General features: G+C 52.8%; 17 protein-coding genes and 1 pseudogene. 16 read left to right on the top strand and 2 right to left on the bottom strand.

Annotated features, from left to right (window positions below):
* Positions 1-101: 101 nt before the first annotated feature.
* Positions 102-1,514, bottom strand: a complete 1,413-nt coding sequence (locus BLO43_RS14370; protein ID WP_090907658.1) for a replication initiation protein — start codon at positions 1,512-1,514, stop codon at positions 102-104.
* Positions 1,515-2,008: 494 nt separating this feature from the next.
* Here BLO43_RS14370 and BLO43_RS14375 point away from each other — a divergent pair, with 494 nt between their 5' ends.
* From BLO43_RS14375 to BLO43_RS14455, 16 genes are all read left to right on the top strand, one after another.
* A complete protein-coding gene (locus BLO43_RS14375; protein ID WP_175443979.1) occupies positions 2,009-3,199 on the top strand; it encodes an AAA family ATPase in 1,191 nt (396 codons plus the stop codon).
* 2 nt (positions 3,200-3,201) lie between these two features.
* Positions 3,202-4,182, top strand: a complete 981-nt coding sequence (locus tag BLO43_RS14380) for a ParB/RepB/Spo0J family partition protein (RefSeq protein ID WP_090907660.1) — start codon at positions 3,202-3,204, stop codon at positions 4,180-4,182.
* Between the two features lie 1,090 nt (positions 4,183-5,272).
* Positions 5,273-5,677: a transcriptional regulator gene (locus tag BLO43_RS14390; protein ID WP_090907662.1), complete on the top strand. Its 405-nt coding sequence runs from the start codon at positions 5,273-5,275 to the stop codon at positions 5,675-5,677.
* A gap of 148 nt (positions 5,678-5,825) precedes the next feature.
* Complete coding sequence (trbB, locus tag BLO43_RS14395) at positions 5,826-6,794, top strand: P-type conjugative transfer ATPase TrbB (RefSeq protein WP_217628078.1); 969 nt, start codon at positions 5,826-5,828, stop codon at positions 6,792-6,794.
* Between the two features lie 3 nt (positions 6,795-6,797).
* Entirely contained in the window at positions 6,798-7,193 is a 396-nt protein-coding gene (gene trbC, locus BLO43_RS14400) for a conjugal transfer system pilin TrbC (protein ID WP_090907664.1), read from the top strand.
* Between the two features lie 3 nt (positions 7,194-7,196).
* The gene (locus tag BLO43_RS14405; RefSeq protein WP_090907665.1) at positions 7,197-7,508 is read left to right on the top strand and encodes a conjugal transfer protein TrbD; all 312 of its coding nucleotides are present in this window, start codon (positions 7,197-7,199) and stop codon (positions 7,506-7,508) included.
* Positions 7,505-10,042 carry a VirB4 family type IV secretion/conjugal transfer ATPase gene (locus tag BLO43_RS14410; protein WP_090907666.1) on the top strand — a complete coding sequence of 846 codons (2,538 nt, stop codon included), beginning with the start codon at positions 7,505-7,507 and terminating at the stop codon, positions 10,040-10,042. The genes BLO43_RS14405 and BLO43_RS14410 overlap by 4 nt, the downstream gene beginning before the upstream one ends.
* On the top strand, positions 10,039-10,818 hold the full coding sequence (locus tag BLO43_RS14415; protein ID WP_090907667.1) for a VirB8/TrbF family protein: 780 nt from the start codon (positions 10,039-10,041) through the stop codon (positions 10,816-10,818). The genes BLO43_RS14410 and BLO43_RS14415 overlap by 4 nt, the downstream gene beginning before the upstream one ends.
* Positions 10,819-10,825: 7 nt before the next feature.
* Entirely contained in the window at positions 10,826-11,875 is a 1,050-nt protein-coding gene (gene trbG, locus BLO43_RS14420) for a P-type conjugative transfer protein TrbG (RefSeq protein WP_254773494.1), read from the top strand.
* Between the two features lies 1 nt (position 11,876).
* The gene (locus tag BLO43_RS14425; protein ID WP_090907668.1) at positions 11,877-12,401 is read left to right on the top strand and encodes a hypothetical protein; all 525 of its coding nucleotides are present in this window, start codon (positions 11,877-11,879) and stop codon (positions 12,399-12,401) included.
* A 4-nt stretch (positions 12,402-12,405) separates the two neighbouring features.
* Positions 12,406-13,692, top strand: a complete 1,287-nt coding sequence (locus BLO43_RS14430) for a TrbI/VirB10 family protein (RefSeq protein ID WP_090907669.1) — start codon at positions 12,406-12,408, stop codon at positions 13,690-13,692.
* Positions 13,693-13,708: 16 nt separating this feature from the next.
* On the top strand, positions 13,709-14,479 hold the full coding sequence (gene trbJ / locus BLO43_RS14435) for a P-type conjugative transfer protein TrbJ (protein WP_254773496.1): 771 nt from the start codon (positions 13,709-13,711) through the stop codon (positions 14,477-14,479).
* 16 nt (positions 14,480-14,495) lie between these two features.
* The gene (locus tag BLO43_RS14440) at positions 14,496-14,720 is read left to right on the top strand and encodes a hypothetical protein (RefSeq protein ID WP_090907671.1); all 225 of its coding nucleotides are present in this window, start codon (positions 14,496-14,498) and stop codon (positions 14,718-14,720) included.
* Between the two features lie 70 nt (positions 14,721-14,790).
* Positions 14,791-16,059: a P-type conjugative transfer protein TrbL gene (gene trbL, locus BLO43_RS14445; protein WP_217628079.1), complete on the top strand. Its 1,269-nt coding sequence runs from the start codon at positions 14,791-14,793 to the stop codon at positions 16,057-16,059.
* Between the two features lie 6 nt (positions 16,060-16,065).
* On the top strand, positions 16,066-16,521 hold the full coding sequence (locus BLO43_RS14450; RefSeq protein WP_090907673.1) for a transglycosylase SLT domain-containing protein: 456 nt from the start codon (positions 16,066-16,068) through the stop codon (positions 16,519-16,521).
* Positions 16,522-16,590: 69 nt separating this feature from the next.
* Complete coding sequence (locus tag BLO43_RS14455; protein WP_090907674.1) at positions 16,591-16,800, top strand: hypothetical protein; 210 nt, start codon at positions 16,591-16,593, stop codon at positions 16,798-16,800.
* Positions 16,801-16,865: 65 nt separating this feature from the next.
* On the opposite strand, the pseudogene BLO43_RS14460 reads toward BLO43_RS14455, so the two are convergent.
* A pseudogene (locus tag BLO43_RS14460) lies at positions 16,866-17,680 on the bottom strand (DUF932 domain-containing protein).
* Positions 17,681-18,085: the final 405 nt, after the last annotated feature.

Below are 18,085 nucleotides of genomic sequence, written 5' to 3' on the forward strand. Positions count from 1 at the left end.
GTAGCCGATTTCGGTAGGAATATCCAGTCGATATATAGCCGAGCAACCGTTACAAAGCAAACAAACTCCTAAGCGACATTCTTCATTGCCCTACTTACATTTCAAGGCTTTGTCATGCCTATATCAATACGCACTTTCTTAGTTTGCCGTAAATCTACTTCCTGTTGCTCATTTTTTGAGAGAATCGCAAGATCAAGCAATTCAAAATCTGTCGGCTTCTCCCAACCGTCTTCCCATACTGAATTTCCCAGGTATTTAAAAAACGTATGTCGCACGATAGGACTCGCAATTCCTTTGCTTTGGTATGTCTTACGTATGACACCGCTACTTGGTAACGCTTCTTCTTCGAATTTTACAATCCATTTCTGCTGATCATCCACCGACATTTCTTGAAACATTGCATAAAGCTCCGCCCTTTTCTGCGTCATGAAGCGTTCAATAAGCTTCATACGCTCCGCCTTAGTGTCATAAACCATATTAGCCACTGAACTCGATGATTTCTCCATACCGAATTGACCAGATTGCAAAATCGTCACCACGTATTTTTCAGGGATACGCACCGGTTCCATATTAGGCCTAAGCTGACGCTCATTCATTACGGCCAACGCATCGTCGAGCGCACGTGCTCCATATTTAAGCAATAGCCTCTCCGCCCTTTCTTGCGGCAGGCCGGCTTTAATCGCCATACCAATGGTTTTCAAATCAACCGGCTCTATCTGCCGGTCAGGCCGCACCAGTTGAGTCAATTTCCGTTTTACCTTGAATTGAAGATCCTGCACCGAGCGACCCATTTTGTGCTCGATCAAGTCGATCTCCAAATCGGTGACTTCGTTGACCTTTTTTACAGCCTTCTTGACGACGTCGCGATTAAAAATTTTGTATTCCTGATAAGCGCTCGTAGCGCTATCTGGCGCACCTGTTAAAACAGGTCGCCACCAAGCCCAAGGTTGGCGCGCAGTCAATCCGCTGGGATTATCAGCATATCGGCAGCAAATTTCATACAATACAACAGATGCCATGGTGTTTAGCGTTGCAAGTACTTGCAACGACATTTTGGCAAATCGCTGCGGGTCTAATAATTCCTGCTTGATGTTTGGCGCATAACTCCATTCCAGCACTAGTTCATTACCATGCTGTATAAGCTCCGCGTGCGCAATCAGCGCAGAGATACTCCAATGTGCGCCCTCCCCTAAAGTTGGAGATTGCCACTCAACGCCGGTCGTTGCCATTTGTCGGAAGTACTTCTTTATAAGCTCAGTATTGTTTGACCTGAAATCAATGCCCGTGGCTATATCTGCCAGACGTGCCCGATAGCAATCTTTCTCGACGCCCTGTTTTTGGGCATATTGCAGCATAACGTTATAGATCTTGCGCGCAGTTACTGTAATTTTTTCTGATTTGGGTACAATCGCCAGCGTATTGACGGGCTTACGCAGCAACATAACCTGCTCAACGACATTAAGTTTACGACTGCTGTCTATAACCCGCTTAGATTCGGTATGTGTGTCTAGCATTACCTTGTCTCGATAGATTTTGCATAAATAGTCTATAGTGAGTTTAAAATTAAAGCAATCTCACCTTATAAATACTGCAACATCGAAGCAATTGTTCTCCCAATATTTCTCACCTTTCTAATTTATGGGTAATCATGTAACGTAGCATCTATTCCTATATCCACTCACCCTTTCCCTCAAATGTTCTCACCTATTACCCCAAAAACAATCACTCTAATACCCATATATTCTCACCTAATGACCCAAAAGCTCTCACAAATACTAAGTTAAGTTAATGATAAATATATCAAATAAAGTATTTATAGATGTTATAGTAATTGCAGTATATTAAATATTTTTTAGCCTCTGAACGATAATATTTCGAAAATAACCAATCATTCCGTTACTATTTAAACAAAAGATATTATTTTACAAAAAATATATAATTCTTAATTAGGCAGAGAAAGTTTAAATATTATAAAATAATTAATTCAGAGAATATTAATAAAGAAACCATGATTATTCAGAAGATGACTAGTTCTCAGAAGATACAGATAAGTGACATAGTAGAACAAGCCGAACGGGCTGCACAAATGGTTAGCCAGATACGGTTACGTTTGCTTGCACCCGATACCATCAAAAAACCGCCGGATTTTTCGTTGACACAACTGGCAAGTTTGTGCGGTATAGACAAGGGCCAGGTATCTTATCGTATAGGCAAAGGTGATTTGCCAACCGGAAACATGAATGATAAAGGGTCGCGTCGAGAATTCTCCCTTCAGGAAGCAAGGACGTGGGTGCAGCACTATCGAGCTGCTAATTTGCGGCCGAAAGGTGCTCGTGCGGTCACTATTGCGGTCGGAAATTTCAAAGGAGGCGTCAGCAAGACCACTACTGCAATGGTTCTTGCGCAAGGACTAAGCCTGCGTGGCCACAAAGTATTGGCAATTGATGCTGATCCTCAAGGTTCATTGACCACACTTTTCGGAATTATGCCGGATACTGAAGTGACAGAAGATCAAACGATTGCACCACTTGTTTACGGTGAAACCACAACGATTCGGTCGTCGATTCAATCAACCTATTGGTCGGGCGTAGATCTGGTTGCTGCCTCGTCTAGTTTGTTCTCTGCTGAATTCGTGTTGCCATCGCGGCAACTGAAGGATTCATCATTCCAGTTTTGGAATGTATTGAATCTGGGTATCGAAGACGTACGTGATGACTACGATATCATAATCATCGATACCCCCCCTTCCCTGTCTTATGTAACAATCAACGCTTTTATGGCAGCTGACGCGCTGATAGTACCACTACCACCCAATGCTCTCGATTTTGCCAGCTCGGCACAGTTCTGGAGGCTGTTTAGCGATTTGGCTTCTAATTTAGTCGAGAATGCAGGTATAACTAAAACCTTTGACTTTATTCATGTCTTACTCGCGCGTGTAGATTCTGCGGACGTTGCTAGTGATGTAGTCCGTTCATGGATTATTGCCACCTATGGAGAGAAGGTACTTCCGGTCGAGATTCCTAAAACCGCCGTCACTTCGTCGAGTTCGGCTGAATTTGGTACAGTGTACGACATTAGTCGTTACGACGGCAGCATGAAAACTTACAGTCGCGCGCGCGACGCCTACGACCGAGTCAACGATTTAGTTGAAGTTTCTATTCGCAATTCTTGGACGTCACAATTGGGTGAAGGAGTCTGAATATGTCGATCAAGGACCGTCTAACCAAAAAAACAGAAGGTTTGTTTGTTCCTGGTAAAACAGATGCAGCTACATCGTCGCTACCTGCTTCGTTACGTACCGGCCCCGGACAAATGTTAATGGTCAATTCTTTGATGAAGGAAAGTAACAAACAAGTTGCTATGCTGGAACAGCGCCTCAAAGAGTATGAAGGAGTCCTTCCGGTACGTTTGATCGAGGCGAACATGATTGTCGCATCAAAATGGGCAAACAGAAGCAATGATAGTTTTGTATCTGCTGACTTTCTCGCCTTAAGAGATGAAATCGCCCAGGCGGATGGCAATGTGCAGCCGATCAAAGTGCGGCCATTAGCAGGGAGTGCGGATCATTTTGAAATCATCTTTGGTTATAGACGTCATCGTGCTTGCCTAGATCTCGGTTTACCTGTACTAGCGTTAGTGGAGCAGGTCAACGACAAAGAATTATTTAAAGAAATGGACCGCGAAAATAGGGACCGGCTGGATTTGTCCCCATGGGAGCAGGGGCGCATGTATCAGCAGTCATTAAATGAGGGATTGTTTGCATCACTTGGAGAACTTTCTAAGGAAATCGGGATAGATAAAGGAAATCTCAGTAAAGCGTTACGTTTGGCAGAATTGCCAGATGTAGTGGTCGATGCATTTCCCTCTCCATTAGACCTGCAATTCCGATGGGCCAAGCTGCTGAACGATGCAATTCAACAGGCGCCGGGTCAAGTGTTAGCTCGCGCCAAGAAATTATCTGAAAATAAAATAGACAAGCGCTCATCCAAAGAAGTGTTGGATATTTTATTGGGAGTAAAGCCACATGCGATTTTTGAACAGCCGGTGGTGGTGGCAGGTAAGCCGCTTGCGAAGATTAGCGTCAATAGTGATCGAGTTAATGTTCAATTTTCAAAAGGTGCACTGAGCCAGGAGAAGGTAAAGCAATTACATTCCCTGCTAAAAGAATTTTTGCAGAAATAGATTTAGGTGTAGGTATTTTAGGCGTTTTGAAAGGGTGTTGTACGGTACAACACCCTTTCGATTATGTACAAAGGATATTATTGTGTAGAAATGGAGCGGAAGGCAGTGGAGGGGTGGTACAGGATCCATATCGGCTGCAAAGGAGCGCGATACCTGGAGCATCGGTCTGTATTGAAGTCAGGCAAACTATTCCCAAAACTTCTCACCATAGCCAGTTTTATTAGTTGCTACTCGGATAAGGAGCAGCAATCCCCGCGTGTTTTATATGCGCGTCCTAGAAGTAAAGCGACTTTCCGCTATTAATTGCCGAAAAGCCTGCTACGCACACAATCATTTCGTTGGCTTTCTCGATACCGTCCCGACCGTCTTAAATTTTCTTGAGGAGTCCGGGCATGCGCATGCATCCATCGGGGTTAAGCATTGAGCGTCGCATCTTATGCGTTGTCGTGTTGCGCGAGGAATGTGTCTAGCCTTCACTTGGTGACAAGGATAGGCTTACGAGAGCAATCTAACTCATGAGGTCGTGAATATGGAAATGCGAACCGTTCTATTTCCTCCTACGGGCTCGACAGCCACTTTCAAGGACTGAGGTAATTTATTAACCAGTTTCCCGATACTTACGCGGGCGAGCCGATCTGCAAGGTGTTGCAAAATTGCGCCGTCAGGCAATCGACGCTATTCAGCACAGTAACGCAATCCTCGGTAAATTGCTATGTAACGCCAGCGAAAAAAAACTACAGGGAGAGCAGACTTTTATGTTTCGAGGTTTCAAATGTCAGACGTCTTTATAGGAGTGCAGACCTAGTTTGTTTGCGGAGCGAATCTGGCTTCTAGCGCAATTTTTTATTAATGCTAAAAATAATTTACTTTTTTCAATCCTCTGCATATATTTTTCTGCGATATCTTGTTATCCACCATATATTAGGTTTCTTTCTGGATCCAGAAGCTCAATCTCAGCAGTATTTAAAACTTAACCACAAGATCGCCATTGACAACATATTAATAATAGGCTTAATCTGTCTCGTAAATAACTATATGCCATATTTTTTTAAAACATAATTTCCGCTGCTTAAAATAACTAGGTTCAAATATGGCTAGAAATTTCTTCTATAACGAGATCTTTTTTTCAAATGTTCTGCGAATCCTTGATGAACGCGAGATGTCGCAGAAAGAACTTGCGGAGCGCGCGGGTATTTCAACTGCGTTTATTTCCGATGTCGCCAAGGGGAGGGGTAATCCGTCAATTCGTACCATGGAGGCAATCTCCATAGCCCTTGATGTACCTTTGCCTGTTTTGCTTGAATCGACAGATCTTAACCGTCAGGCTCTTAATGAACTGGCGGGCGACAAAATCCCCCCAAGCCTACCCCCGGGCTATCAGCGTGTTACAGTCGTGTTGACTGACTTTCAGACTTATATGGCTACCCTATGGGACGAAGCTAACCGCAAGAAATTACGCGGCCCATACGCGCCTAAAAAGCAGAGCAAATCATAAAACCTGTAACATCTTACAGTACCCGCTACAAAATCTATCTGGTAAAGTAATTCCACGGTTATACATTAAGCAAGCGTTTAAATTACTGCTTGCCAAAATAATAAATAGGTATAATATATGGTATATCTAATTATTGCTCGTGGAATGAATGATGAATTCGCCGGAAACAACGATCCTCATTAGCGATCGAGCCAAAAAGCAACTTACGCGTGATTTGGGAGATAAAATTCTTGGTGCGTTGCATGATCCAAGAACCGTTGAGATCATGCTCAACGCCGATGGAAAGTTGTGGCAGGAGCGCCTGGGCGAGACCATGCGCTGTATTGGCACCATGCGTGGCACGCAAGCCCAGGCCATTGTTAAGACCGTAGCCGGATATCACGGGCGCGAGCTTACTCGCAACAATCCCACGCTTGAATGCGAATTTCCCCTGGATGGTTCCCGATTTGCCGGCCAGGTTCCGCCAGTTGTATCCGCAGCAGTTTTCGCCATCCGCAAAAAAGCCGTTTCTGTTTTTACGCTGGACGACTATGTTGCCTCGGGAATCATGACCACCGGCCAGAGCGAGCGCATCAAGTATGCGGCTGCCCGGCGCCGGGATATCCTGGTGATAGGGGGTACCGGATCGGGCAAGACCACGCTGGTCAATGCGGTGCTTGACTATATCGTCGCCATCGAGCCGGATGTGCGGATCGTCATTATCGAAGATACCGGTGAAATCCAGTGCACCGCCAAAAACTACATCCAGTACCACACCTCTGCTGAAGTCAGCATGACGCAACTCTTGCGCACGACGCTGCGCATGCGGCCCGATCGCATCATCGTAGGTGAAGTGCGCGGCCCGGAAGCCCTCGATTTACTGATGGCCTGGAATACCGGCCATGAAGGCGGCGTGGCAACTCTGCATGCGAACGACGCCAAAGCCGGCCTGTCCCGGCTGGCGATGCTGATCAGCATGCACCCGGATTCGCCCAAACCAATCGAGCCCCTGATCGGTGATGCGGTGCACTTGATTGTGCATATCGTCCGCACACCTGAAGGCCGCCGGGTTGAAGAAATCATGGAAGTAAAAGGGTATGAGAATGGGCGTTATTTAACTGAAACTTTCAGGGAGTGAGGTATGAATAAAGACAATTTGCGCAGTAAATCCGGTGAATGCCTGGGTCCTGCACTGCTGTTTCTGGTGTTGGCCGTGCTATTGCCGGAATACGCACTGGCGTCCGAAGGGGTAGGGGGCACGCTGCCGTACGAGTCCTGGCTCATCAATCTGAGGAATTCGGTAACGGGGCCGGTGGCTTTTACGCTGTCGATGATCGGCATTGTGGTAGCAGGCGGAGTACTGGTGATGGGGGGCGATTTGAGCGGATTCTTCCGGACGTTGATTTTTATTGTGCTGGTCCTGGCGCTGCTGGTCGGTGCGCAAAATATGATGTCGAATTTCTTTGGACGCGGCGCGGAAATTGCCCTGTTTGAGGACATTGCCCAAGCAGGGCAGGGCGGTGCGGGGAAGGGGTAAGCCATGGCGTTGAATAGAGTCCCCATTCGAAGGATAGGCAACCGTCACAGCCTGTTCATGGGCGGCGACAGGGAGCTGGTGATGCTCTCGGGACTGCTGGCTTTTGCGCTGGTCTTTAATGCCCAGGAAATCCGCGCCGCGATCGTCGGAATCTCTTTATGGATAGGGGCTCTGTTCCTGCTACGGCTGATGGCGAAATCGGACCCCAAGATGCGCTCGGTCTACCTGCGGCATCGCCGCTACAAGGCGTACTACGCCGCACGCGCCATGTATAGCCGTGAAAACACGCGCACACAGGAGAAACAATACCAATGATCCCATTCGTAGTGGTGTTGATAGCAGGGGTCGGTATCGTGTTTCTGGCGGTGCTCTATTCCCGGATTTATGCGGTGAACCATGAACGCAAACTTAAAAAGCATCGCAAGACCGATGCGGGGTTGGCGGACTTGCTGGTCTATGCGGCCATGGTGGACGATGGCGTGATCGTCGGCAAAAACGGCTCGTTCATGGCGGCGTGGGTTTACCGCGGCGAGGATAACGCCAGCGCCACGGATGAGCAGCGCAACCTTGTCTCGTGCCGGATTAATCAGGCGTTATCCAATCTTGGGAATGGGTGGATGATGCATGTGGATGCGGTACGCAAGCCCGCGCCGCACTATCCGGAGCGCGGGCAATCACACTTCCCCGACCTCGTTACAGCGGCCATCGATGAGGAACGCCGCCAGCTGTTCGAGAACTTGGGCACCATGTATGAGGGTTACTTCGTCCTGACGCTGACCTGGTTTCCGCCTTCCCTTGCCCAACGCAAATTCGTCGAGTTGATGTTTGATGATGATATCGAGCGCCCCGACCAAAGAGCGCACACCCATGCCCTGATCGAGCATTTCAAACGCGAATGCCTGTCGGTGGAATCGCGCCTGTCTGCGGCGATGAAAATGGAACGGCTACGCGGCAGGAAGACCCAGGCAGAAGATGGCCGGGAAACTACGCACGACGAATTCTTAAGCTGGCTACAATCCTGCGTGACCGGCATCCATCATCCGGTGCAGTTGCCGAGCAACCCCATGTACCTGGACATGCTGATCGGGGGTCAGGAACTGTGGGCCGGGGTCGTGCCCAGGATAGGCCGCAAATTCATTCAGGTGGTCGCCATAGAAGGATTTCCCACTGAATCCTACCCCGGCATCCTCACCACTCTGGCGGAATTGCCGAGCGAGTATCGCTGGTCGAGCCGCTTTATCTTCATGGACGAGCACGAGGCCGTTGCCCATCTGGATAAATTCCGCAAGAAGTGGCGGCAAAAAATCCGGGGTTTCTTCGATCAGGTATTCAATACGCATATCGGCATCATCGATCAGGATGCCATGTCGATGGTTTCAGATGCGGAAGCGGCCATCGCGGAAGTCAGAAGCGGCTTGGTGGCGCAAGGGTATTACACCAGCGTGGTGGTGCTCATGGATGAGGACCGCTTGCTGCTGGAAACCTCGGCGCGCGCACTGGAGAAAGCCATCAACAGCCTGGGTTTTGCCGCCCGCATCGAGACCATCAACACCATGGATGCGTTCCTCGGCAGCCTGCCGGGACATGGGGTGGAGAACGTGCGCCGGCCGTTGATGAACACCATGAACCTGGCCGATCTGCTGCCCACCAGCACCATCTGGACCGGATTGATTGAGGCGCCTTGTCCGATGTATCCGCCCGCGGCGCCCCCCCTGATGCACTGCATCACGCACGGGGCCACGCCGTTTCGCCTCAACCTGCATGTGCGTGACCTGGGCCATACGTTCGTCTTCGGCCCCACTGGTTCAGGCAAGTCCACCCAGCTTGGCGCCATCGCGGCGCAGGTGCGGCGCTACAAAGGCATGTCGATGTATGTCTTCGACAAGGGCATGTCCATGTATCCACTGGCGAAGGCCACCGGCGGCCATCATTTCACCATCGCGGCCGATGAGGAAAAACTCTCGTTCTGCCCCTTGCAGTTTCTGGAATCGAGAGCCGACCGTGCCTGGGCGATGGAGTGGATCGATGCATTGCTGGCCTTGAACGGTCTTGTCACCACGCCGAACCAGCGCAATGAAATCGGCCTTGCCATCACCAGCATGCATGATAACGGGGCCCGGACACTCTCCGAGTTCTATACCACGATCCAGGATGAGGCAGTGCGTGAAGCCCTCAAGGTCTACACCATCGAAGGCGGCATGGGGCACTTGCTCGATGCCGATGAGGATGGCCTCTCGCTCACCGATTTCACCGTGTTCGAAATTGAGGAGCTGATGAACCTGGGTGACAAGTACGCACTGCCGGTACTGCTGTACCTCTTCCGGCGCATCGAATTGTCGTTGAAGGGCCAGCCCGCCATCATCATTCTGGATGAAGCCTGGGTGATGCTCGGACATCCCGTATTCCGCGCCAAAATCCGAGAATGGCTCAAGGTGCTGCGCAAAGCGAACTGCATGGTACTGATGGCGACGCAAAGCCTGTCCGATGCGGCCAATTCGGGAATCCTGGATGTCATCGTGGAATCGACCGCGACCAAGATATTCCTGCCCAATGTCTACGCCCGCGACGAGGATGCGGCGGCGTTGTACCGCCGCATGGGGCTGAATAACCGGCAGATAGAAATACTCGCCACCGCGGTGCAGAAAAAGCACTACTACTATGTCTCGGAAATGGGACGGCGCTTGTACGACCTGGCGTTGGGGCCGCTGGCGCTGGCCTTCGTCGGCAGCACCGACAAGGACTCCATCGCCGTTATCAAGGGGCTGGAAGCCAAGCATGGCGATGGCTGGGTGCGGGAATGGCTGGCGATGCGAGGACTGAACCTTAACGACTATGGAGTGACGGCATGAACGTGAGCAGCGTGGCGGAGAGCATCAAGTACCTGGTCTTCAGGCGGACGGAAAAAGGGGATGGGCGGCAAGCTGCGGGAACGATGGCCGATGGAAGGCGGGAAGGGGAGGGCGACAACCCGTATCTGTCTGCACGGCGCACCTGGAACGAGCATGTAGGCGATCAGGTGGCTTCGCGCCAGATCTGGCAGATGCTGGGCCTGCTCTCACTCCTGATTGCCCTGGCCGGGGTCGGCGGCATGATCTATATCGGCAGCCAGTCCAAGTTCATTCCTTACGTGGTCGAAGTGGACAAACTGGGCCAGACCATCGCGGTGGCTCCAGTGGATCGGGCCAAAGGGGTGGACCCGCGTGTGATCCATGCTGCGATGGCTGCATTCGTGCAGTCGGCGCGGATGGTCACGCCTGATGTGGCATTGCAGCGCAAGGCCATCTTCGGCGTCTATGCGATGCTCTCACCCGACGATCCGGCCACGGCCAAGATGAACGAATTTCTGAATGGCAGGGTGGAAGCCAATCCCTTCAAGCGTGCGGAAAAGGAAACCGTCAGCACCGAGATCATTTCGGTGCTCGCGCAAACGCCGGAAACATGGCAAGTGGACTGGACGGAAACGGTGCGCGACCGGCAGGGGTTCGTCAAAACGCCGCCTTACCGCATGCGCGCGCTGGTAACGATGTACGTGACCGAGCCCGCCCCGGAAATCAACGAAGAGCAGATCCGCAACAACCCCCTGGGCATTTACGTCAGCGACTTTGCCTGGTCCAAACAAATCTGAGGCCATCATGAAAAAATTCCCCTTTATCGCGGCAACTGTCCTGCCTCCCTTCGCCACCGTCGTGGTCGCCATCCTGCCGTTCATCGCTGTCGCCGCCACCGGCAACATGCCTTATGAATCGGGCACCATCGGCGCGGAGCAAGCCAGGCTGCTGATGCCTGCACCGCCTCCCGTCAAAACACCTGTGGCACTACCGCCGCTGCCGATTGCGGTGGTGCCTGCACCTGCCCAACCTGACGTACTGTATTTCAATAATCCGGAGTTAAAGCTCACGCCGCAAGAGCGCCAGGCGCTGGATATCGCGAAAAAATGGAAAGCGGGTAATTCCACGCAAGGCATAAAACCCGTGGCCGGGGCCGACGGCACGATCCGCTTCCTCTTCGGCGCCACACAGCCGAGTATCGTGTGCGCTGTGTTACAGGTATGCGATGTGGAGTTGCAGCCGGGAGAGCGGGTGAATGGAATCCACCTGGGGGACGTGGCCCGCTGGACGGTGGAGCCCGCCATTACCGGGACGGGTGTAGCGGAAGTGCAGCACCTCATCATCAAGCCGATGGATACCGGGATTGAAACCTCCCTGATCGTCACCACTGACCGGCGCACCTACCATCTGCGCCTGCGCGCGCACCGCAGTGAATTCATGCCGCGCGTGGCCTTCACCTATCCTGAAGATGCGATGGCGAAGTGGGAGCAAATCAAACAACAGGAGCATACCGCCTACAACAGACAGATCCTGCCCGGCACCGGGGAATACCTGGGCAACCTGGATTTCAACTACACCATCGACGGGACCGCCAACGCCTGGAAGCCGGTGCGGGTCTATAACGATGGAGTCAAGACCATCATCCAGATGCCCTCCACCCTGAGCCAGAATGAGGCGCCCATCCTGCTGGTGGTGCGTAAGGACGGGGGCCTGCTCACGGATGAAGAATCGGTGCAGGTGAATTACCGGTTGCAAGACAACCGCTACATCGTGGACAGCATCTTCGACAAGGCGATTCTGGTGGCCGGCGTCGGTTCCAGCCAGGATCGCATCACCATCAAAAAAGGTAAATGAAATGCGCATCCTGCTCATTACGTTGCTGGGCATAAGCCTGGCCGCTTGCGCGGCTAATCCCCTCATAAAGCCGGATAATCCGCATCCTGAATATGATGAAGTGATTGCCCGCGATGCGATCGAGCAGCTTATGAAGCTCTATCCCCCGGCCAAGACGCAATTCAATCTGATTGAATCGAACCCGGTGAGTTTCGGTGCGCTATTAACAGAAAAACTTCGTGCAAAGGGATATGCGGTGGCAGAAGTCAAATCTGAAAAAACAGGCATTCGCGCCATTTTCCAGAGCGACAACTTTAGCGCGGTGTATCCACCCAAGCCAGCCGTACCGGCAGCGGGCGCCGCAACACAACCCCAGGATGGGGCAAAGGCTGCGCCGGGCATCGAACTGCGCTATGCGCTCGTCCATTTCAGGAGCGCAGACTTTTCGCGTATCGCGCTTTATCCCGGAAAATCCATCCTTGCGCGCGCTTATCTTGCCGGTGCAGACGGGCTTGCCCCGGCCGGGGCCTGGACATACAAGGAGTAAAGCCATGAGCAATCCCATGTCGGCGGCAGCTCCGCCGAATCAGATGCAAAGCGGGGGCGTGCGCCGGGTCAACAACCTCCCCATTTACCTGATTGGCGTGGCTGTCGTCATTTTCTTAAGCATCATGGCGCTGGTGGCGATGGACCGCACCCACACCAAGCAGGCCAATGCCGATACGGTGAAGCGCAACGGAAACACGACGCTGTTCGCCAAGGAACTTGCCGGGGACCGGAAGGACGGCATTATCGCGGCCTCCATGCCCTATCAGGAAGAAAACGATTTCCGGCCGGTGAACCCCAATCTGCCACCCATGCCACCCATGGCGCCGCAAACGCAGCAACCGTCGCAATACCAGGCGGATGCGGAGCGTATCCGACAGCTCAAATTGCAGCAGTTCGAGGAAGCGCTCAAGGCTAAAACGAGCGTGCAGCTGCCGCAAACGGCGCAACGGGCCACGCCCCATACGGCCGTACCACGGCTAGCGGAGACGCCCATCAATACCGATCCGACCGTGGCCTACCAGCAACGCCTGGCGCAGGTCAGGAAGGCCGGTCTGGGGGGCGTAGGCGGCATGAGCGACGAAGGGGAGGAAGTAAATGAAACCGGGCAAAGAAAACCGAAAAATAATATCGGGGACTTTGCCGGTGATGACTCGGATAGATGGAGGCTAGATTCGCGTTTGCTCCCGCCGCGCTCTCCTTATACCGTACAAACTACTTTCGTGATTCCCGCCACGCTGATCAGTGGCATTAATTCATCCCTGCCGGGTAAAATCTTCGGGCAGGTGAGCCAGGACGTGTACGACACCGCGACCGGGAAACATATGCTGGTGCCGCAAGGCACGAAACTGGAAGGGGCTTATTCGAGCGATGTGGCCTACGGTCAGGCAAGCGTGCTGGTGGCCTGGCAGCGCCTGGTATTCCCCGATGGTAAGACCATGGATATTGGTGCCATGCCCGGGTCGAACGCCGCGGGCTATGCGGGGTTCACGGACCAGGTCAACAATCATTACTTGCGGCTGTTCAGCTCGGCCTTGCTCATGTCGGCGATCACGGCGGGTGTGGCCTTGAGCCAAAGCCAGAACCAGGTGGCGGGTACCTTCGGGGCGCCAACCACGAGCAGCGTATTGAGCGCGACGTTGGGGCAGCAACTGGGACGCGTGACAGCGCAATTGATATCCAAGAACCTCAATATTTCGCCAACACTTGAGATTCGTCCCGGTTACCGTTTCAACGTGACTGTCACCAAGGACATGGTGTTCAGCAAGCCCTACGAGGCATTCGACTATTAAGGAGCATAAATTGAAAATACAAGCATTCAGAATGCAGGCGGCCAAGGCCGCATTGGTTCTAGCCTTAAGCAGCATGGGTGCATCCGTACCGGCCATCGCGGGGGGCCTGCCGGTCATCGATACGGTGAATCTGCAACAGAATGTGGTATCGGCGGTGGAAGGGGTGAATCAGACATTAAGGATGATTCAGGCATACCAGCTCCAGTTGCAGCAATACGAGAACATGATCCAGAATACGCTCGCGCCCGCGGCCTATGTCTGGAACCAGGCGGAGCGCGTCAACATGGCACTCTTAGGCGCGGTTAATACGCTTAATTACTACAAGAACCAGGCGGGCAATCTGGACGGCTATTTGTACAAGTACCAGAACAGCGCCTATTACATGAGTTCACCGTGCTTCAGCGCCAACGGCTGCTCGGCATCGGACCGTGCCGCACTGGAAGCCAACCGCCAGCTAGGTTCCGATGCGCAGAAGCGGGCGAACGACGCCATGATCCGGGGGATCGATCTGCAGCAGCAGGAATTGGAAGCGGATGCACGCAGACTGACAGCCTTGCAGGCAGCAGCGCAAACCTCGCAGGGTCAGATGCAGGCGATACAGGCCGCCAACCAGCTCGCCAGCAATCAGGCCAGCCAATTGATGCAGATACGCGGCCTACTAATCGCTCAGCAGAATGCGGAAGCTGCAAGGCAATCCGCCTTGGCGGATATCGAAGCGCAGCAGGCCGCGGCTGCGGTGCAGTTGAGGGCGGGGACTTTCAAGAAAAGTCCACCGCGTGAATGGTAAAGGTGGAGGAGAGGAAATGAAAATAGACCGTTCAACAACGTTGTGCGTTATGACCACGCTCGTGCTTGTGATGCTAGCGGGGTGCGAGAATGAGATCGATTGCGACAAGCCTTGGTTGATGCCGGGGGAGACGCCAACTCAAAAACAGGCAGAATTCCTAAAAAGATGCCCTGATCAAGCTAAGACTGCAGCAGCACTGCGAGAGGGCACATTTAAGAAAAGTGAGCCAAAGGAGTGGTAAAGATATGAAACCGTCAATTTCATTGGTTGCTTCTCTATTTTTATTGTTGTTAGGATTTGCACTATCTTCGATGCAAGTCCATGCTGCAATTGACAATTCAAGTGTACTGGATGATTTTTTAATGCGTTACCAGGCAGCGGCTACAGCCTGGGCGGCAATCATCACTGACAGAGCTTCCTGGCTTTTCTGGCTGCTTGCCGTTATCAGCATGGTATGGACCTTCGGACTGATGGCGCTAAGGCGTGCCGACCTGGGTGAATTCTTTGCCGAATTTATCCGCTTTACGATATTTACCGGCTTCTTCTGGTGGTTACTGGTCAATGGCCCCAATTTTGCCACCTCAATCATTACATCACTCAAGCAGATCGGCGCGGAGGCTAGCGGGCTGCGGGGCATGGGTTCTCCGTCCCATATTGTGGATATTGGGTTTGAGATTTTTTACCGAGCATTGGATCAGTCTACTTTCCGTACGCCGCTCGACAGTGCTACTGCCCTCATCATGGCGGCGGTGATCCTCGTCATACTGGCGCTCATCAGCGTCAACATGGTGCTGTTGCTCGTGTCCGGCTGGATACTGGCTTATGCCGGCATCTTCTTTTTGGGCTTTGGCGGATCGCGCTGGACTTCCGATATGGCGATCAATTACTACAAGACGGTATTGGGTGTTGCGGTATCGCTGTTCGCCATGGTGCTGTTGGTGGGTATCGGAAAGACCTTCCTGGATGACTATCATGTAAGAATGAACGTCGGCCTAAGTCTGAAAGACATGAGCGTGATAATGGTGGCGTCCATCGTCCTGCTTGCGCTGGTTAACAAGATTCCGCCGATGTTAAGCGGAATTGTCGGTGGGGGAGGGGGCGGCATTGGCAATATCGGCGGGGGTGCTGCCATTGGGGTTGCTGCAGCAGCCTCAGGGGTCGCTGCCGGCATGATGATGGCCGCGGCTGCCCATACGGCGGGCGGGGCTTCCGCCATCAAGGCCGCTTACGATGCCGCGCAGGGCAGTATGGATGCCGGCAGTGGCATGTTTACCGGGGTGGGGCAGGGGGGCGGCAGTGACTCAGCCGGTGGCCGTGGCGGAGTGGGGCAGGCGATGGGCACTGGGGCGCGCTTTGCCGCTGAAATGGGATCGCATTTTGCCAAGGGCAGTATGCAAGCAACAAAAGAAAAATTCGCTGGCGATGGCAGCCGTGTAAGCCAAACTCCCGGCGGAAAAGTCGCCTCGGCCATTCGCTCCAACATGAAGGAACCGGAATTCAAGGGCAATGCCTTTGCCAATTCGACTGAAACAGCGGTCGACGCGGAAGCGGAGGCTGCCGCATTCCGGGACAGCAAGTAGGGCGCAATGGGAGACCTGCCGTCCTATATCCAAGAGCGCGTGGTCTGCTCCATCGCAGCGGCGGTGAAGTATGAAGTGCCGGCAAATATCGTTCTGGCCGTCGCGGAGAAAGAGGGCGGCAAGCCCGGGCGGTGGGTGCGCAACTCGAATAATACCTATGACGTTGGTCCCATGCAGTTCAATACCACTTATCTCTCCGATCTGGCTAGGTATGGCATTAACGCCAGCCATGTCCAACAAGCCGGATGTTATGCGTTCGATCTAGCCGCATGGCGGCTCAGGATGCATATTCGCAATGACAAGGGGGATCTGTGGACGAAGGTATCGAACTACCACTCAAACACGCCCCACCTGAATGCCACGTACCGGGCGGATCTGATGCAAAAGGCAGACAAATGGGCCAAATGGCTAGATGCCCGATTTGCGACGTATGACGTGACATCCCCTACCGTTAGCCGGTGAACGGATGACCTAGCTTCTCAAAAGTGGCTTGAAAGTTAATAATTTTGGAAACAGAAGGGAGAAAAAACCATGACGCACCTTGAAATCTATCAAATCGTTAAAGGTTTGATCCCGCCCGACTTGCGGGAAAAGTACGATCATCTTTGTTATGGGGAGATGGCCGAAGTTGCGGAGTTGTCCCAATGGGCGGAGGGACTGCGCTGGGCCCAAGAACAGTGGGAAAAAATCCCGCTGCAAGAGGAACCGGGAAGCTTCAATGAAAGTATGCAGGGCGGTTAAATCACGCGCTCAATGAAATAATCCGTGAATTGAACAGCCCAGCCCGCTCGGGCCGGGCAATTTTTTCAGGCTTTGAGTTTGCGCATTTCCTCGGCTAACATCCACAAAGCGCGATTGATTCTCACGTTCTGGTCAATGCCGGTAACGGCGCGGGTGGTGGTGGCGCGCCCAATGCTGCTACGGCCACGCAGACCACCCTTGATCATGTTTTCCTGCACGCGGCTAAAGGTCGTCCACATATCGCTGGCACGGTCCTCGAAGCGCCTGGGTGTCAAGATTTGAGCTTCGGTAATGGGAGCCGGTTTCACCGGATCGTCGTACTTGAGGGTCAAGGCGGCACGGGCGAAAGCGGCTTGTTCGCCTTCATTCAAGGTCAGCGCCTTCATGCCGTCCAGCTGCGCATTGATTGACTCGAAATCGTCGAGCACGGTAAAGGCGCCTTCAATCACCTCATCAATGATATTGCCTTTGTGGGGGATGCGAATATCGTTTAGGGTATTCCCGCAAACCATTCCATTCTGGCAGACGAAACGCAGCATACCGGCCAGCATTTGGTAGGAACTGGTGCCGTCGTGGCTGTTGAGCAGGATAATCTCGTTGCGGTGATCTGGCTCGCATGGCGCAAGCGGATCATATGCTTGGTGTGTTCGCGCCTGCTATCATCGCGTACGCGGGTCTGGCACACCATGAAGGGCTGGAAATCTTCATTGCGCAGCCCTTTCAGCACATCGCTGGTGGGGATATAGGCATAGCGCTCTGAGCGGCTCTGATGCTTGCCATCGGCAAAGATTGACGGTGCGACCCGCACGATCTCATCATCAGATAGTGGATGCTCCGAACGGGCGGCGGTAAAGTTGCGAAATGAGCTTGAAAGTTGCATGGGTTTCTCCTGAAGGGGTTAAAGGGAAAGAAGCTCTGCAAACCAGATCCTCTCGCTCGAACCTCTTCGCTTCGCCCTGGGGCGACGGGAGTGGGGGATAGCCCTGCGCTCACGGGCAAGGGTTGGGAATGGGTGGGGTGGACAGGCGAAGAAACAGGCGGGCCTATCCTGTTGCGATTTGTTTATCCCCCCACACATCCTCCTCGCAAACGAATGGAGGGTACTGTGCAGGGAGCGCATCGGGTTATTGCTTGCCGCCATTAGCAGGTTTTGGTGCTGTCTGATTGCCCCCGGCCGGATCTGCTACAGAGCGGTTGCGGATCACCGTCCATGACAGGCGCAGCGTACCGCCACTGGCGGCTGGCGAGGGCTGTGACAGGGGGCATTGCAGGTTTTACGCAATTG

Source organism: Nitrosospira sp. Nsp13 (assembly GCF_900101945.1).
Lineage (GTDB): Bacteria > Pseudomonadota > Gammaproteobacteria > Burkholderiales > Nitrosomonadaceae > Nitrosospira > Nitrosospira multiformis_D.

Coding starts and splice junctions, on each gene's coding strand:
- BLO43_RS14370 (WP_090907658.1), bottom strand. CDS start 1,514: ATGCTAGACACACATACCGAATCTAAGCGGGTTATAGACAGCAGTCGT.
- BLO43_RS14375 (WP_175443979.1), top strand. CDS start 2,009: ATGATTATTCAGAAGATGACTAGTTCTCAGAAGATACAGATAAGTGAC.
- BLO43_RS14380 (WP_090907660.1), top strand. CDS start 3,202: ATGTCGATCAAGGACCGTCTAACCAAAAAAACAGAAGGTTTGTTTGTT.
- BLO43_RS14390 (WP_090907662.1), top strand. CDS start 5,273: ATGGCTAGAAATTTCTTCTATAACGAGATCTTTTTTTCAAATGTTCTG.
- trbB (WP_217628078.1), top strand. CDS start 5,826: ATGATGAATTCGCCGGAAACAACGATCCTCATTAGCGATCGAGCCAAA.
- trbC (WP_090907664.1), top strand. CDS start 6,798: ATGAATAAAGACAATTTGCGCAGTAAATCCGGTGAATGCCTGGGTCCT.
- BLO43_RS14405 (WP_090907665.1), top strand. CDS start 7,197: ATGGCGTTGAATAGAGTCCCCATTCGAAGGATAGGCAACCGTCACAGC.
- BLO43_RS14410 (WP_090907666.1), top strand. CDS start 7,505: ATGATCCCATTCGTAGTGGTGTTGATAGCAGGGGTCGGTATCGTGTTT.
- BLO43_RS14415 (WP_090907667.1), top strand. CDS start 10,039: ATGAACGTGAGCAGCGTGGCGGAGAGCATCAAGTACCTGGTCTTCAGG.
- trbG (WP_254773494.1), top strand. CDS start 10,826: ATGAAAAAATTCCCCTTTATCGCGGCAACTGTCCTGCCTCCCTTCGCC.
- BLO43_RS14425 (WP_090907668.1), top strand. CDS start 11,877: ATGCGCATCCTGCTCATTACGTTGCTGGGCATAAGCCTGGCCGCTTGC.
- BLO43_RS14430 (WP_090907669.1), top strand. CDS start 12,406: ATGAGCAATCCCATGTCGGCGGCAGCTCCGCCGAATCAGATGCAAAGC.
- BLO43_RS14440 (WP_090907671.1), top strand. CDS start 14,496: ATGAAAATAGACCGTTCAACAACGTTGTGCGTTATGACCACGCTCGTG.
- trbL (WP_217628079.1), top strand. CDS start 14,791: ATGCAAGTCCATGCTGCAATTGACAATTCAAGTGTACTGGATGATTTT.
- BLO43_RS14450 (WP_090907673.1), top strand. CDS start 16,066: ATGGGAGACCTGCCGTCCTATATCCAAGAGCGCGTGGTCTGCTCCATC.
- BLO43_RS14455 (WP_090907674.1), top strand. CDS start 16,591: ATGACGCACCTTGAAATCTATCAAATCGTTAAAGGTTTGATCCCGCCC.